This window comes from Clostridium sp. NkU-1, assembly GCA_001312405.1.
Genome location: BBDR01000003.1, coordinates 115,092 through 131,473 on the forward strand (window position 1 = coordinate 115,092; position 16,382 = coordinate 131,473).

The following is a 16,382-nucleotide window of genomic DNA, read 5'->3' on the forward strand; positions in this document are numbered from 1 at the left end:
GGGGTGGGAATATGGCTGATTTATTCAAACTGCAGATCATCACTCCGGAACGAAAGTTTTACGAGGGAGAGGCTTCCATGGTGGAGCTTACTACCACGGAAGGGGATATCGGTGTATACCGGAATCATATCCCCATGACTGCTATTGTTGCCCCGGGAGTCTTAAAGATTCACGAGGAAGGCGGAGTGAAGGAAGCGGCCCTGATGTCTGGTTTTACTGAAATCTTACCGGAGAAGATCGTCATAATGGCGGAAGTTGTTGAATGGCCGGGAGAGATCGATGCAAACCGCGCAGAGGAGGCTAAGATCCGTGCAGAACGCCGCTTAAAGGAACAGAGCGGAGAAATTGATATTGTTAGAGCGGAAGCTGCTCTGAAAAGGGCTTATATAAGGCTTTCACTTACAAAGTAATAGAAAGGGATTTGGACCTTGTGAAACAGGTTCAAATCCCTTTTTCTGTGACAAATGTATTTTTCTAAATGGGAAGAGGGACTGGGGATAATACGGTATCTATGGATTAAAAGCTTCTTTTGTGGTATACTATTAGGCAGATTAAACAAACAGGGAGATAGTATTATGAAGAAAACATCATTAGTGATTATGGCGGCGGGCATTGGCAGCCGGTTTGGCGGGGGGATCAAGCAGCTGGAACCGGTAGGACCAAGCGGTGAGATTATCATGGACTATTCCATATACGATGCTTTAAACGCCGGATTTGACAAAATCGTGTTCATCATAAGAAAAGATCTGGAACAGGATTTTAAGGAGATCATTGGAAAGAGGATCGAAAAGATCGCTCATGTGGAGTACGCCTATCAGGAGCTGGATGACCTTCCCTCAGGCTATACGAAACCGGCTGACAGAACAAAGCCATGGGGAACCGGCCAGGCGCTTTTATGTGCCAGATCGGTGATCCATGAACTTTGTGGTGATCAATGCGGATGATTATTATGGAAAAGAAGGCTTTATAAAGATTCATGAATATCTGGTAAATGAGATGGATCCAATGTCAAAGCCTTTTGATATCTGTATGGGAGGATTTGTTCTGGGCAACACCTTAAGCGAAAATGGAGGGGTGACCAGAGGGGTATGCCAGGTGGATGAAAAAGGGATACTTAAAGAGGTCACAGAAACATATGAGATCAGACGGTGTGATGACTGGGCAGAGGGCAGCAGTGAGGAAGGAACCCCGGTGAAGATCCCCCTGGATCAAAATGTTTCCATGAATATGTGGGGGCTTTCCCCAGCGTTTCTTGAGGAGCTGGAAAGAGGATTCCCAGAGTTTTTAGCCGGTATAAAAGAAGGGGATGTGAAAACGGAATATCTGCTTCCAAAGATCATCGATAAACTGGTCCATTCCCAAAAAGCCCAGGTAAGGGTGCTGGAAACAAGAGACCGGTGGTTTGGCGTGACCTATAAAGAGGACAAGCCTGCTGTGGCTGCTGCTATCAGGGGCCTGGTTTCAGAAGGTGTGTATCCGAAGCGCCTGTTTGATGTGAGGTAAAAAAAGACGGTTTTCTGATGATCTGCCATCGGAAAACCGTATTTTCTTTTCATGGGATATAGCACCTTACCTTTTTGCTTTGCATACTATAGTGTTGTATAAGCAGAAAGCAGGGAGTGATAACAGTCGTGCCCATTAACCCGGATTATACTTATGGAAACAAATCTCAGGAACTGGAGCCATATATGCTTTATGGTGACAGGAGTGCTGCAGGGCGTTCCTTGGAAAGAAGGGATTCTATCGTACAGGATTTGGAATATCTACAGGGAATGTACCCAGGACATATGAAACAATTGCAGGAATATGTGGTTTCAGCGTGTGATCATCTGGATTATAAGAACAGTCCCATGTATGACGAATATCCGGACCGAATGATGATTAACCAGATCTGCGATTCTATATGCGATCAGATACGTAAGGATGGTATCCTGATGGATGAAGTGGCAGAAGAACCAGATTATGCAGAAACGACGGCTGCGGAGCAAGAGCTGGCGGAACAGATGGAGTGGGGCGCAGAGGAGATGGATGAAGCGGATCTGCTGTCCCAGGACCGTGGTTCTACATGGGATCCGTGGGGGCCAAAAGGACCAAGAGGCCGAGAGGGCCGAGAGGGCCAAGAGGACCAAGGGGACCCAAAGGGCCGTGGGGACCTTGCGGTCCATGGGGGCCTTGTGGGCCGGGAGGCCATTGCGGGCCAGGAGGCCGTTGCGGTCCATGGGGACCATGGGGGCCATGGGGACCGAGAGGGCCGTGGAGCCAGAGGTCCGACGGTATGCTGGATGGCGTCGTAAACGTGCTTCTGCTTAATGAGATGCACCGCAGGAGATGCCGCAGCGGACTTTGCAGATAAGAAAAAGGAAAGCAGCTGTCCTTGGCAGGACGGCTGTTTTTTATATGGTCAACAGAGCAGCCCCATTCTGTGCAACGTTTAACGAATGTTTAAGAAAGTTTTCATTGTAGTTTTGGATATTATTGTATACAATAAAGAAGATAAGGTTGAAAGAAAAAAAACTTTCTGCCCTCCGTTTGTGAATTGAACGGATATGCATGCATATCCAGTTGATTCATTAATACAAAATTGCAAAAACAGAGGAAATTTGAGATGAATCGATTGGTAAAAAAAATAGGAATTTTATCTGCGGTTTTTGTAGCGGCAATCGCAGTTTATTTTATGTGGAACCAGAAAAGTACAGAAAAAAACGATGTTATGGTATACACCTCCATGGATGAGGCGGCTTTGCCCGTGGTATATTCCGATATGTACGGAAGAAAGATGAACCTTCTCCATGGGTATACCCAGGATATGAAGCAGGCCGTCTCCCGGGAAGCCCTTACCGTTCTTCCTGCGGACCGGTCCATAAACATACAGATATCGGATTATAAAGGCAGCCTCCAGGGGATCGAGTATGAAGTCCGCAGCATGGACTTAGGACGTCTGGTGGAACGGACAAAGGTGGATACATGGGACCAGGGAGAAGGAGGCGTCACGGCCACCCTTCCTATCCAGAACCTTCTGACAAAGGATAAGGAATACCTTCTCATCCTGTCGCTGGATACCTCCGGGAATGGAAAACTGCTTTATTATACCCGGATTATGTGGACGGACAGCACCAATGTAAAGGATATGATCGATTTTGCGGTTGATTTTACCACCAGGACCTTTGATTATGACCAGGCCCGGCAGCTGACCACTTATCTGGAAACCAGCGAGGGAGAGGATAACAGTTCCCTCGGCCATGTGACCATCCGTTCCAGCTTTTCCCAGCTTACATGGGGAGGACTTTCGGTGACCCCGGTAGGTGACATAAGGGCGACTCTTAAGGATTTAGATGGAATCATGTGCAGCGTTCAGCTGGAATATGAGGTGGCAAGGACCGGAGAAGATAATACTCAGGAGCTATACGAGGTGGAGGACAGCTTTACCATGAAATGGGACAGCAGGCGTATCTACCTTATGGATTTTGAGAGGAACACCAATCAGGTGTTTTCCGGCCAAAAGGGGCTGTTTTCCGGAAACGGATTATGCTGGGGATTTCAGGCCAGGATGCAATACGAACTGCAAAAAGCCCGTCAGGGGATTGCCTGGCCTATGTGGTAAACCGGGATCTATGGACCTTTGACCAGAGCCGGGAGCACGCGGTAAAGGTGTTTTCTTTCCGAAGCGGTGAAGACGATGGGCTTCGCAGCGGCTACAACCAGCACGATATCAAGGTATTGTCGGTCAGTGATAACGGAGATGTGGATTTTCTGGTTTATGGCTACATGAACCGTGGCATTCATGAGGGAAGCCTGGGAATCGCCATGTATCAGTACAGCAGCCAGGACAATGCCACCACAGAGCGCCTTTTCACTCCTGTGACCCTGTCCTTTGACATGCTTAAGGAGGACATTGACCAGCTGGCCCATGTGGGAACCAATGGGATGCTTTATCTGATGGCGGACCGGGCGGTTTACGGTATTGATCTGAACAGCAATGAATATATGGTCCTGGCGGATTCCCTGATTGAAGGTGGATACGCGGTCAGCAGCAGGTCGCGCCGTTTTGCATGGCAGGAGGGCAGTGACCACTATGGAGACCAAGTGGTTCATCTCATGGATCTGGACACCGGGGTGAAGCGAGAGATAACCGGCGGCGAGGATAATATTTACAGGCCCCTTGGATTTGTAGGGGATGATTTCATTTACGGAATTGCCAGGAAAGGCGATGTGTGGGTACAGAACGGAAGGACAAAGGATGCTCCCATGTACCGGATCGAGATCATGGATCAAAGCGGAAAGATCGTTAAGGAATATGAACATGAGAATGTTTACATTGCAGATGTGTCCGTGGATGCCAGCCGGATCCATTTAACACAGGTGACGAAATCCGGTGATCAGTCCTATGTGGCTTCCAGGCAGGATACCATTGTCTGCAATCAGGAGCTGGCAGAGGTCGAGATGGAAGGCATTGGCTGGTACGCCTCAGAGGACAGGAGAAAGCTGTATTTTGTCCAGCTGGATAAAGACATGGTAAGCCGGGATGTAAAGATCTCGGTTCCTAAAAAGGTGGCCTATGAAACCACGGAAGTGGTGGAGCTAAAGGGCAATACAAGAACCCAGGAAAACAAGTTCTATGCATATGGGGGAGGCCATTATCTTGGAAGCAGCCGCAGTTTTACCGATGCCCTTGCCCTTGCTTATGATAAAATGGGAGTTGTGACCGATAAGAATCAGGAAATCATTTGGAGCCGTGTGAACCGTCCGCCGGTCCGCAACATGAAGGAGCCCTTAAAGACCGGAGCAGCCTTTTTGCGGAATCTGGAAGGGTTTACTGAAAACAGCTTCTATGGGGAGGGAGTCCTTATGCTGGATGCCAGGGGCTGCACCTTAAGCCAGGTACTATATTTCATCGGACATGGATGTCCGGTGGCAGCCTACAACCTTCAGGGTGGTTATGTGCTTCTTTCCGGCTATGATTCCTATAATGTGACGGTCTATAATCCGGTGTCCGGAGAGAGCCAGAAAATGGGCTTAAATGATGCCTCTGCTTATTTTTCAGGTCAGGGAAATGACTTTGTCTGCGGAGTATTTACAGAATAGAAAATGCGTTCTCTTTACAAATTCATAAGATATGTTATAATCATTAAAGGCTAAAAGATGAAATTTAAGAATTTTGTAATAGATAACATGATAATCAGAGGTGTGAAATGGAGCAGTATATTATGAAGGGCGGAAATCCCCTGGTCGGTGAAGTGACCATTGGCGGGGCAAAGAATGCCGCTTTAGGAATTCTGGCAGCAGCGATCATGACAGATGAGGATGTTCTGATCGATAATCTTCCTGATGTCAGAGATATAAATGTGTTGCTGGAGGCCATAGAGGAAATTGGTGCAAAGGTGGAACGGATCGACAGGCATACGGTCCGCATAAGTGGCAAGACCATCCGGGAAGTTTCGGTAGATGATGAATACATCCGTAAGATCAGGGCTTCCTATTATTTTATCGGAGCAATGCTTGGCAAATATAAAAGCGCCCAGGTCCCCCTTCCGGGAGGCTGCAACATCGGAAGCAGGCCCATTGACCAGCACTTAAAGGGATTCCGGGCTCTTGGGGCTGATGTAAGGATTGAACGCGGGGCAGTGATCGCCCATGCCATTGATCTGGTTGGAAGCCATATCTATTTAGACGTGGTAAGCGTTGGGGCTACCATCAACGTCATGATGGCGGCAACCCTTGCAGAGGGACAGACAATACTGGAAAACGTGGCAAAAGAGCCTCATGTGGTTGACGTGGCAAACTTTTTAAACAGCATGGGCGCCAATATCAAGGGAGCCGGTACGGATACCATCCGTATCCGTGGAGTGAGAAAACTCCATGGAACCGAATACTCCATCATTCCGGACCAGATTGAAGCAGGTACCTTTATGTGTGCTGCTGCCATTACCCGTGGAGATGTTATGGTAAAAAATGTCATCCCAAAGCATTTGGAGGCCATTTCTGCAAAGCTTTTGGAGATGGGATGCGAGGTCGTGGAATTCGACGATGCGGTTCGTGTGGTCGGAAAGTCCCATCAAAAGCATACGGATATCAAGACACTTCCCTATCCGGGATTTCCAACCGATATGCAGCCTCAGATGACAGTGACCCTGGCCCTTGCAAGAGGTACCAGCGTGGTCACAGAGAGCATTTTTGAAAACCGTTTCCGCTATGTGGATGAGCTTTCCCGTATGGGGGCAAATGTCAAGGTAGAAGGAAATGTAGCCGTTATTGACGGCGTAAACGGCTTTACCGGGGCGTTTGTCAACGCTCCTGATCTCCGTGCAGGTGCGGCGCTGGTAATTGCCGGACTAGCTGCGGATGGATATACGGTTGTGGATGAGATCGGATATATTCAGAGAGGCTATGAATGCTTTGATGAAAAGCTTCAGGGCTTGGTGCCATGATTGAAAAAGTAGATTCTGAACATGAAGTAAAGAAATTCAAATTAAAAGTAGGCTAGGCGGGGAAATTTCCCGCCTTTTCCTATTTGCTTGAGCAACGAGCCGGGCTAAGGCTTTTCAGAGCCTTTTTCTGAAAGGGACCGTATGGAGGTGGCATATTCCGACGGCGTCATCCCGGTCAGCTTTTTGAATTGCCTGGAAAAATAGTGGACAGAGCTGTAGCCTAAGCGGTCAGCAATTTCGGTAAAATTCAGCTGGTTGCTGCGGATGAGATGCTTGGCCGCGTCAATTTTCATGCCTGTAAAGAAATCGATGACTCCGCAGCCATAGACTTTATGAAAGATTTTCTGAAGCTGTGACCGTCCGGTCAGATTATCCCGGCAGATGGTTTCAATGGTAAGGTGCTCCCCGATGTGCTCCTCCATATAACGGATGATGCGGTTATGGGCGTCCCCGTGCATAGGGCTTGCTGTCACCCGTCCGGTGGAGATCTGTTCGGGATTTGAAAAGTATCTGCGGTAAAGATGGATGATCAGCTCCTCCAGATAATTCCCGATCAGCTGTTCCGCTCCAAAGGACAGGGGAGGCTGCCTTCGGACCAGCTCCTCCTGGTACGGGTCGTCAAGCCTTCCTGAAAATGCATTCCGCGCTTCAATGATGATCTGCGCCAGCAGGGCCATTTCCGTCTCCTGTACGGAAAGGACTTCTCCCTCAAAGGCTTTCATGAAGGGGGAATTGCATTCAAAGCTTATCACCACCAGATTGGGGGCAACAGTTCCGTTGGTCAGGATATTGTGGAACTCGCCGGGCTTGTGGAAGATGATGTTTCCCCGCTTTAAAGGGATCTGCTTTTCACCGGCCATTACATCGATGACCCCCTTGTCAACGCAGACAAACTCCCAGAAGTCATGGCTCTCTCCTGGAAAGGAGAAATCGCTCATGTATTCAAAATAATGAATGGTTATGACCTTTTTTACAATCGCTGAAGAACGCAGCTGGGTGCTTTTGTATGCCATGGAAACCTCCTTCCGGACACGTAATTGTGATTATAGACAGTATACCACATTCCGTGGTAAAATGGTGAGAAGAGTACGATAATGCAAATTAAATAATAAATAGTGCAAATATCTTTTGGCGTGCATTCATTATACTGAGGTTAATAGAATTTAGGAGGTAACATCGATGAACAAGAAACCGGTTCTGGTAATCATGGCAGCAGGAATGGGAAGCCGCTACGGAGGCCTAAAGCAGATTGACCCTGTGGATGCTTATGGAAACAAGATCATTGATTTTTCTATCTATGACGCGGTTTGTGCTGGATTTGAAAAAGTAGTCTTTATCATTAAAAAAGACATTGAAAAGGAATTTAAAGAAAATATCGGGAACCGCATGGCGGCTCATGTGCAGGTGGAATACGTATATCAGGAGCTTGACAAGCTTCCGGAAGGATATGGGATACCTGAGGGAAGAGTAAAGCCCTGGGGAACAGGACATGCAATTTTATGCTGCAAGGACGTGGTAGAAGGGCCTTTTGCAGTCATTAATGCAGATGATTATTATGGCAGGAGCGCTTTTGTTTCCATTTATGACCAGCTTAACAAGGTTTCTGATGGGGAGAAGTACCAGTACACCATGGTCGGCTATCAGCTTTACAACACTCTGACGGAAAATGGCCATGTGGCAAGGGGCGTATGCAACACCGATAAGGCTGGAAAGCTGGTTGACATTCATGAGCGGACCAGAATAGAAAAACACGGCGGCAAGGCAGAATTTACAGAGGATGATGGAAAGACCTGGACAGAACTTGGAGAGGACACCATCGTTTCCATGAACATGTGGGGATTTACAAGCAGCATATTAAAGGAGCTTGAGGAACGGTTTGCCGCATTTTTAGACAGGGAGCTGACCGTAAATCCGATGAAATGTGAATACTTCATTCCCTTTGTGTTGATGAGCTGTTAAAGGAAGGCAAGGCAGAGGTTTCAGTATTAAAGAGTGTGGACCGCTGGTATGGAGTCACTTATAAAGAAGACAAAGAAACAGTGGTAAATGCCATCAAAGAACTGAAAAAAGCCGGCCTGTATCCGGAAAAGCTATGGGAGGAAAAGTAATGGGAGACGCACAGTGCGGAAAAATAAGAGAGGCCATTGGACTTCTGGCCTTTGAGGGAGAGCCTGTTTCATGGAACCGCTATGGAAGCGGCCATATTAATGATACGTTTCGCCTGATCTGTAAGACAGGAGAAGGGGAAAAACACTACATCATCCAGAGAATCAACCATGAGGTCTTTAAGGACCCGGTTTCTCTCATGAGAAACATTGCAGGTGTTACTTCCTTTTTACGGGAAGGGATTAAAGCCCAGGGCGGAGATCCTGAAAGGGAGACACTCAATATCATAAAAGCGCTGGATGGAAAGGATTATTGCCAGGACAGCGACGGGAATTACTGGAGAGGCTATCTTTTATTGAAGGGGCCACCACCTATGATAAGGTGAGAAATCCTCAGGATTTCTATCAGAGCGGCAAGGCGTTCGGGCGGTTTAAACGCCAGCTGGCAGAATATCCGGCAGATGAACTGGCAGAAACCATTCCTGATTTCCATAACACCCCGGTGCGTCTGGAAGCCTTTAAGGCAGCTGTGAACGCTGATTCCTGCGGCCGTGCCCATCTGGTAAAGGATGAAATAAAGTTCGTCCTTGACCGGGAGAATGAAGCGTCTGTTGCCATGGATATGTTAAAGGATGGCAGGCTTCCTCTCTGTGTTACCCACAATGATACCAAGCTTAATAACATCATGATCGATGATGCAACCGGAGAAGCTCTGTGCATTATTGACCTGGATACCATTATGCCCGGCCTGGCCATCTTTGATTTTGGCGATTCCATCCGTTTTGGAGCCAATACGGCAGAGGAGGATGAACCTGATGTGAGCAAGGTATCCTTATCCCTGCCCCTGTTTGAGACCTATACCAGGGGGTATTTAGAGGGGTGCAAGGGAAGTCTTACGCCTGATGAAAAGAAGATGCTTCCTATGGGTGCAAAGCTGATGACCTTTGAGTGCGGCGTGCGCTTCTTAACAGATTTCCTTCAGGGAGATACCTATTTCCATACAAGCAGAGAAAATCACAACCTGGACCGTACCAGGACCCAGTTTGCGCTTGTGGCTGACATGGAGAAGAAGTGGAAGGAAATGGAGGAGATTGTCCGCAAGAGTGAAAAATAAGTTTTTAACTCTTGTATTTATGACTCAACTGGATATACAATTATATCCGCCTGAGTCATTGGTATAGAAAATATAAATGAGAAAGAGGAGAGAATATGAGAATATTGGTAACCGGAGGCGCCGGATATATCGGCAGCCATACATGCATTGAGCTTTTAGAACAAGGCCACGAAGTAGTAGTCGTGGATAATCTTTGCAATTCCTCCAAAGTGTCACTGGAGCGGGTAGAAGCCATTACCGGGAAAACCGTGACCTTCTATGAAGCAGACCTTCTGGACCGGGATGCGATAGATGAGATATTTGATTATGAGATAATCGATGCTGTCATCCATTTTGCCGGATTAAAGGCTGTGGGAGAGTCCGTTGCCAAGCCTTTGGAATATTACCACAACAACATCACAGGGACTCTGGTTCTATGTGATGTTATGAGGGAGCATAAGGTAAAGAACATCATATTCAGCTCCTCGGCCACCGTATACGGAGATCCGGCCTTTGTACCGATCACGGAAGAATGCCCTAAGGGAATCATCACCAATCCTTACGGGCAGACAAAGGGCATGCTGGAGCAGATACTTACAGACCTTCATACCGCTGACCCGGAATGGAACGTGATCCTTCTTCGTTATTTCAATCCTGTGGGCGCCCATAAGAGTGGTTTAATTGGAGAAGATCCTGCTGGAATCCCCAATAACCTGACTCCCTATATCACACAGGTTGCCGTAGGCAAGCTGAAGGAAGTAGGAGTATTCGGAAATGATTATGACACGCCCGATGGAACCGGAGTCCGGGATTATATCCATGTGGTAGATCTGGCCCTTGGACATGTAAAAGCACTTGAAAAGATGGCCTCCTCAGAGCCATTGGTACGTATTTATAATCTGGGAACCGGACAGGGCTTTAGCGTGCTTCAGATGATCGAAGCGTTTTCAAAGGCATGCAAAAAAAACCCATCCCATATTCCATCAAACCCCGCCGCCCAGGTGATGTTGCAGCATGCTATGCGGATGCATCCCTGGCTAAGAAGGAACTTGGCTGGGAAGCGCAGCGCGGAATAGATGAAATGTGTGAAGACTCCTGGAGATGGCAGTCCGGGAATCCCAACGGATACAGATAAAGGCTTTAGGGTCTGTGCCTTGCATTATGCTTCGGCTGATCGATGGTCAGCCGGGAGCAGATGCTCTTTGCAGTATATTTCCCGTTATCAAAGTATCTATCCTTAGGACCTTTATTCTTTGGACGGATGCTTTTTTCTTTTACCTGCATTAATTTTATAAAGATAACTTCAGTATCGTGTTAAGGATTGAGTTTGGTGTTAAAGATTAAGAAAGGAAGGTATGACTGTATACTGCATACATAAAGAAAATGAAAATTATTGAAAAATTTATAGCTTCAAAGTATGGCGATGATGCTTTGTGCGAGGATGGGTTATTTATCAATGATAAATTTATTGCTGTCATGGATGGAGTCACTGCCAAGGGAGATATTTTATGGAACAAGAAGACCAGTGGATTTCATGCCAAGGAAACTCTGCTGCATGCAATGGCACAATTAAGTGGAAGTGAAAGTGCGGTTCAGGCATTGGAATTTTTAAATTCCCAGCTTCATAAACAATACAATGGCAACGACGATTTTTTTCTTAAAAATACAACAGAGAGAATACGGTCTACCATTGTAATTTACAGCCGCAGATATAAACAGATTTGGTGCTTCGGGGATTGCCAATTCAGCATTAACGGGCAAGTGTTTCAGGAAGAAATGGAAATTGATCGATTGCTGGCGGAAGTGAGATCTGTATATCTTCAATCAGAGCTTATCAGCGGAAAATCAGTAGAAGAACTATGTATTTCGGACCCATCTCATGAAATTATCTTTCCTGTCATAAAAAATCAGTTGTACTTTGCCAACTGTGATAAAGGCGGTAAGTATGGATTTAATGTATTAGATGGGTTTTGCAATGATTTCTCAAAGATAATCATTCATGACGTGAAAGAAGGAGATACGGTCATAATGGCATCTGACGGATATCCCAGATTAGAACAATCATTACATGAAAGTGAGCTGTATTTAAAGGAACTTAAGGAACATGATCCGTTGTGCATTGATAAGTATAAAGCCGGGTCCGGCTTTACAGACGGAAAAACCTCCATCGATGACAGGACATATATAAAATTTATAGTATAAAAAAAGCTGGGACAGACTTAAAACGGACAAGTAAAATGCCCTGGGAACGCAGCTGTTCTGCTCCAGCCTTCCCCTTGTAACAGGCAAAGAGAAGACTTCACTGAATTCCGGTGAAGTCTTTTCTTTATTACTCTTTAATCAGCCGATGAACCGCTTCATGTATTTTTTTTGCAATGTAAGGGTTGTTCATTGTATAAAGATGAATGCCATTAACGCCATGGACAACGAGATCAACAATTTGATCAATTGCATAGGCAATGCCTGCATCACGCATTGCCTCCGGATTATTTTCGTACCGGTTCATCATTGCGATAAATTTGGGGGGCAGATCCACATGGCAAAATGATACCATGCGTTCAATCTGCTTTTTATTAATTACCGGCATAATCCCTGCTTCAATCGGAACGTGGATTCCTGCAAGGGAACAGCGCTCCTGAAATCTATAAAGATAGTCATTATGAAAGAATAACTGTGTAATTAACTGATCCGCCCCTGAATCCACCTTTTTCTTCAAATTACGGATGTCCTCAATAAGGTTACCTGATTCAGTATGCCCTTCAGGATAGCAGGCCGCTGTAATGTCAAAATCTCCATGCTCCTTAATAAATGCAATCATATCGCTGGCATAGGAAAAGTCACCTCTGGGCTGATGAGAATCTAAGATATCTCCACGGAGTGCAAGAATATTTTCGATTCCGTTTTGCTTGAAAATCTCTAACTGAGAAAGCAGATCTTCTTTCGTAAGGTCAGCACAGGTTAAATGGGCCAAACTTTCAATTTTATATTGATTCTTAATCGTGGATGCAATTTCGCAGGTAGAGTGACCGTTGCCATTGCCGCCCGCACCATAGGTCACGCTGATAAAGTCAGGATTTAATTCATGCAATGCGTTAAGTGTATTGTAAATTGTCTGGATAGAGCTGGTTCTTTTGGGTGGAAAAATCTCAAAAGATAACGTCGCCTGATTTTTTAGGATATTAGATAGTTTCATTTCTCAACCGCCTTGCTGCCTGAACCATGTTTTCGAGACTGGATTTTGTTTCTGCATATCGCCGTGTTTTCAGCCCGCAGTCCGGGTTTACCCATAATTTTTCTTTGGGCAGCCGTTTAAGCATTTCATGCAGAGCTGATTCTATTTCCTCCACAGAAGGAACCCTAGGCGAGTGAATATCGTAAACGCCGGGACCGGCTTCTGTCTTAAAATGATTTTCTTTCAAAGAATCCAGGATCATCAAATCGGAACGGGATGCCTCAAAAGTAATCACATCAGCGTCCATATTATCAATCGCAGGAATAATATCCGTAAATTCACTATAGCACATATGGGTATGTATTTGGGTTTCAGGTTTTACACCGCTGTGTACCAGACGAAACGCGGGAATTGCCCAGCTTAAGTATTCGCTGTCCCAGCCGGATTTTCTTAAAGGAAGTTTCTCCCTAAGCGCGGCTTCATCAACCTGAATGATCCTGATGCCGTTTGCCTCAAGGTCAAGCACTTCATCGCGAATGGCCAGGGCGATTTGGTACGCAATTTCTTTCAGCGAAATATCTTCCCGCGGGAAAGACCAGTTAAGGATAGTAACCGGCCCTGTGAGCATACCTTTCATGGGCTTTTTGGTAAGGCTTTGGGCATAAACGGACCATTCAACAGTCATGGGCTTTTCCCTGGAAATATCTCCCCAAACCACCGGAGGCTTTACGCAGCGGGTACCATAAGACTGCACCCATGCGTTCTCCGTAAACAAAAACCCATTCAGGCACTCGCCAAAATATTCCACCATATCGTTTCGTTCAAACTCACCATGTACGAAAACATCCAGTCCAATTTCCTCTTGGATTTTGACGCATTGGGCGATTTTTTTTCCTTAACAAAATCACGGTATTGTTCTTCTGTTATGCCGCCCTTCCGAAAGGCGGTACGGTTGGCCTTTACATCAGCTGTTTGCGGAAAGGAGCCAATGGTTGTGGTTGGAAAATACGGAAAACCGAAGTTATTTTTCTGGATCGCCTCACGGACCGAAAATTCCGGAACCCTTGTAAATTCACTTTCCTTTATTTCAGATATCCTTTGCTGCACTTTCTCATTGCTGCACTTTCTGTCTTTACTTAATAGACTGACGTTTCTTCTGTATTCCACCGTTTCAAAAGGGTTTTGAGATGAGCAAATTTCTTTTAATTCGTTTAGTTCCCCGAGTTTTTCTGCGGCAAATGAAAGATAGCACGTTTGCTGCCCAGGCAGTTTTGTTTCATTCTGTAATGTATAGGGAACATGTAAAAGCGAGCAGGAGGTTCCAAGAACAATATCGTGGCAATGATTCTGCAATTCGGAGATAATTTCCATGGATTTTGCATAGTTATTTTTCCAGATGTTCTTGCCGTTTGCGATACCTGCAAACAGCGTTTTACCGGAGAGAAATCCGTTTGCCCTTACAAGCTCCAGTGATTTCCTGCCCTCAATGAAATCCATTCCGATCCCGTCAAAATCCAGTTTAGTAATGTCCTGATAACAATCGCGGATATCACCAAAGTATGTTTGTAAAAGTACATTTACGGTTCCTTTTGCAGATAGGATGGCGCTGGAAAGCTGCTTAAATAAGAGAATGTCTTCATTGGTAAGATCGTGTACAAGGTATGGCTCGTCAAACTGCAGCCATTCAGCTCCTGTATCACTAAATTTTGTAAGTATTTCCTGATAAGCAGCTATGATAGCTGCTGTATAGTCATTGGCGCACCTTCCGCCCGTAAACCTTGCCAGCTTCAAAAAGGTAAATGGTCCAATCAAAACCGGTTTCGTTTTAATCCCCAGCTGCAGAGCTTCCTTAAATTCATCAAATGGCTTATTTCCTGCAAGCTGTATTTTTGTATTATCATCAATCTCTGGTACCATGTAATGATAATTTGTATTGAACCATTTTTTTCATGGCAAGGGCTTTCACATCACCGTTTGCACCTTGATATCCCCTTGCCATTGCAAAATAAGTATCTAAAGGCGATAAGGCCAGATTGCGGTAGCGGGACGGAATAGCATTTAGCAGAACCGCAGTGTCAAGAACATTGTCATAAAGAGAAAAATCGTTACTTGGAATAAAGTCGATCCCATGATTCTGCTGTGTATGCCAATGTGTGCTTCTTAAATTTCTTGCCGCTGCCTGTAATTCATCTGCAGATATTTCTTTTCTGAAGTATTTTTCCGATGCAAATTTTAATTCTCTTAAAGCTCCCACCCTTGGGTAGCCAATAACAGATGTTTTCATATAGCATAATCCCTTCCATTTATTTTATAACAAATAATAACATGGGAATGGGGTTATTACGTAATATCAAATAAATATATGTACCTATAGAAAAAACTATGACGCTTTAATAAAACAGCCATAGTTTTTCTAAATAGGGTGTTATTTTCCGGGTTCCTGATATTATTTCTCATGCATAATTAATCTCAAAGTCTGCAGGCAAAAGCCTATAGGCTTGGGTCCCGCAGCATATTTTTTTTCAGACAGCTTTTTTTATGGAAGTGGCGTACTCCGTAGGGGTCATCCCGGTCAGATGCTTGAATTGCCTGGAAAAATAATGGACCGAGGTATATCCCAGCTGATTGGCGATCTGGGTAAAGTTAAGCTGCCGGTTCCGGATAAGCTGCTTGGCTGCATCGATTTTCATACTGTTAAAATATTCAATGACACCTGTGTTTCCCTTTTCAAAGAATAGTTTTTTTAACTGGGAAGTACTGATTAAATTGTCCCGGCTGATCTGGTCAATGGTCAGCTGGGTGCAGATGTTCTTCTCGAAATAAAGAAGTATGGTTTCATAGATGTCTTCTGCGGAAGGAGTGTCCTTATGGAGGACAGGAGTCCGCCGGGCTGAAAAGGAACGGCGGTACATTTGTATTAAGAACATTTCCAGATAAATTTTTATCATCTGCTCTGCCGCAAAGGGCCCATGGTCCTTTCGCACTAATACTTCCTGATAGGGATTGTCAAGCCTTCCGTCAAAGCACTGGCGGGCTTCCGCAATGATCCGCGCCAGAAGCTCCTGCTCCTCCTGACCCACCTTTAAGATCTGCTCCTTAAAAGAAGCCATGCGGGGCGACTGGCAGTCAAATCCGATGACCACAAGGTTGGGAGCGATTACCCCATTGGCCAGAACCCGGTGAAATTCATTTGGCTGATGGAAAATAACATCACCTTTTTGAAGCGTCAGCCGTTCATGGTCGGCTACTACGTCCACTTCTCCCTTATCGACACAGAGCAATTCCCAAAAGTTATGAGATTCTCCCGCAAAAGTGAAGTCGCTCATATATTCAAAATAATGGATGCTGATTATCCGGTGTATTGTCACCTCTTCTGTTAATTCCGTATACTTATATTTCATGCTGTCCCCCCTGGTCTCATATACTAAAAGCTTTTGTGTTCTTAAAAGCATCATTGTGCAAATGGTATATAATTTATCTATATTTTAACTACTAATTATGAAAAAAAGCAAACCATAAAAATCTAAAATGTTAAAAATGATGACCTTTTGTACAAAGCATTTTATCCAAAAGTATAATAATATAGA

8 protein-coding genes and 6 pseudogenes are annotated in these 16,382 nt (G+C 45.4%); 10 read left to right on the forward strand and 4 right to left on the reverse strand.

Going from position 1 to position 16,382, the window contains the following annotated elements; translation table 11 throughout:
• The first annotated feature begins 11 nt into the window (after positions 1-11).
• The 6 genes and pseudogenes from atpC to JCM10519_RS06075 all read left to right on the forward strand — a co-directional run bounded on the left by atpC (position 12) and on the right by JCM10519_RS06075 (position 6,481).
• The gene (gene atpC, locus JCM10519_RS06055; protein WP_054738284.1) at positions 12-410 is read left to right on the forward strand and encodes an ATP synthase F1 subunit epsilon; all 399 of its coding nucleotides are present in this window, start codon (positions 12-14) and stop codon (positions 408-410) included.
• Between the two features lie 165 nt (positions 411-575).
• A pseudogene (locus tag JCM10519_RS06060) lies at positions 576-1,503 on the forward strand (sugar phosphate nucleotidyltransferase).
• Positions 1,504-1,619: 116 nt separating this feature from the next.
• Positions 1,620-2,294: a hypothetical protein gene (locus tag JCM10519_RS06065; RefSeq protein WP_347843283.1), complete on the forward strand. Its 675-nt coding sequence runs from the start codon at positions 1,620-1,622 to the stop codon at positions 2,292-2,294.
• 311 nt (positions 2,295-2,605) lie between these two features.
• Positions 2,606-3,601 carry a hypothetical protein gene (locus tag JCM10519_RS26850; protein ID WP_347843284.1) on the forward strand — a complete coding sequence of 332 codons (996 nt, stop codon included), beginning with the start codon at positions 2,606-2,608 and terminating at the stop codon, positions 3,599-3,601.
• A complete protein-coding gene (locus JCM10519_RS26855) occupies positions 3,526-5,082 on the forward strand; it encodes a hypothetical protein (protein ID WP_347843285.1) in 1,557 nt (518 codons plus the stop codon). Before JCM10519_RS26850 ends, JCM10519_RS26855 begins: the two co-directional genes overlap by 76 nt.
• 107 nt (positions 5,083-5,189) lie before the next feature.
• Positions 5,190-6,481 (forward strand): annotated as a pseudogene (locus JCM10519_RS06075) (UDP-N-acetylglucosamine 1-carboxyvinyltransferase).
• Between the two features lie 48 nt (positions 6,482-6,529).
• Here JCM10519_RS06075 and JCM10519_RS06080 read toward each other — a convergent pair.
• Positions 6,530-7,438: a helix-turn-helix domain-containing protein gene (locus tag JCM10519_RS06080; RefSeq protein ID WP_054738286.1), complete on the reverse strand. Its 909-nt coding sequence runs from the start codon at positions 7,436-7,438 to the stop codon at positions 6,530-6,532.
• 166 nt (positions 7,439-7,604) lie between these two features.
• On the opposite strand from JCM10519_RS06080, the pseudogene JCM10519_RS06085 reads away from it, so the two are divergent.
• The 4 genes and pseudogenes from JCM10519_RS06085 (at position 7,605) to JCM10519_RS06100 (ending at position 11,825) form a co-directional block, all read left to right on the forward strand.
• Positions 7,605-8,533 (forward strand): annotated as a pseudogene (locus tag JCM10519_RS06085) (sugar phosphate nucleotidyltransferase).
• A pseudogene (locus tag JCM10519_RS06090) lies at positions 8,533-9,644 on the forward strand (aminoglycoside phosphotransferase family protein). Before JCM10519_RS06085 ends, JCM10519_RS06090 begins: the two co-directional pseudogenes overlap by 1 nt.
• Positions 9,645-9,739: 95 nt before the next feature.
• Positions 9,740-10,758, forward strand: a pseudogene (galE, locus tag JCM10519_RS06095) (UDP-glucose 4-epimerase GalE).
• A gap of 248 nt (positions 10,759-11,006) precedes the next feature.
• Positions 11,007-11,825: a hypothetical protein gene (locus JCM10519_RS06100; RefSeq protein ID WP_054738287.1), complete on the forward strand. Its 819-nt coding sequence runs from the start codon at positions 11,007-11,009 to the stop codon at positions 11,823-11,825.
• 127 nt (positions 11,826-11,952) lie between these two features.
• Here the strand turns inward: JCM10519_RS06100 and metF are convergent, their stop codons facing one another.
• The 3 genes and pseudogenes from metF to JCM10519_RS06115 form a co-directional block, all read right to left on the reverse strand.
• Complete coding sequence (gene metF, locus JCM10519_RS06105; RefSeq protein ID WP_054738288.1) at positions 11,953-12,816, reverse strand: methylenetetrahydrofolate reductase [NAD(P)H]; 864 nt, start codon at positions 12,814-12,816, stop codon at positions 11,953-11,955.
• A pseudogene (gene metE / locus JCM10519_RS06110) lies at positions 12,803-15,079 on the reverse strand (5-methyltetrahydropteroyltriglutamate--homocysteine S-methyltransferase). Before metE ends, metF begins: the two are co-directional and overlap by 14 nt.
• Before the next feature lie 238 nt (positions 15,080-15,317).
• Positions 15,318-16,196: a helix-turn-helix domain-containing protein gene (locus JCM10519_RS06115; protein WP_054738289.1), complete on the reverse strand. Its 879-nt coding sequence runs from the start codon at positions 16,194-16,196 to the stop codon at positions 15,318-15,320.
• Positions 16,197-16,382: the final 186 nt, after the last annotated feature.

Coding starts and splice junctions, on each gene's coding strand:
- atpC (WP_054738284.1), top strand. CDS start 12: ATGGCTGATTTATTCAAACTGCAGATCATCACTCCGGAACGAAAGTTT.
- JCM10519_RS26850 (WP_347843284.1), top strand. CDS start 2,606: ATGAATCGATTGGTAAAAAAAATAGGAATTTTATCTGCGGTTTTTGTA.
- JCM10519_RS26855 (WP_347843285.1), top strand. CDS start 3,526: ATGCTGGGGATTTCAGGCCAGGATGCAATACGAACTGCAAAAAGCCCG.
- JCM10519_RS06080 (WP_054738286.1), bottom strand. CDS start 7,438: ATGGCATACAAAAGCACCCAGCTGCGTTCTTCAGCGATTGTAAAAAAG.
- JCM10519_RS06100 (WP_054738287.1), top strand. CDS start 11,007: ATGAAAATTATTGAAAAATTTATAGCTTCAAAGTATGGCGATGATGCT.
- metF (WP_054738288.1), bottom strand. CDS start 12,816: ATGAAACTATCTAATATCCTAAAAAATCAGGCGACGTTATCTTTTGAG.
- JCM10519_RS06115 (WP_054738289.1), bottom strand. CDS start 16,196: ATGAAATATAAGTATACGGAATTAACAGAAGAGGTGACAATACACCGG.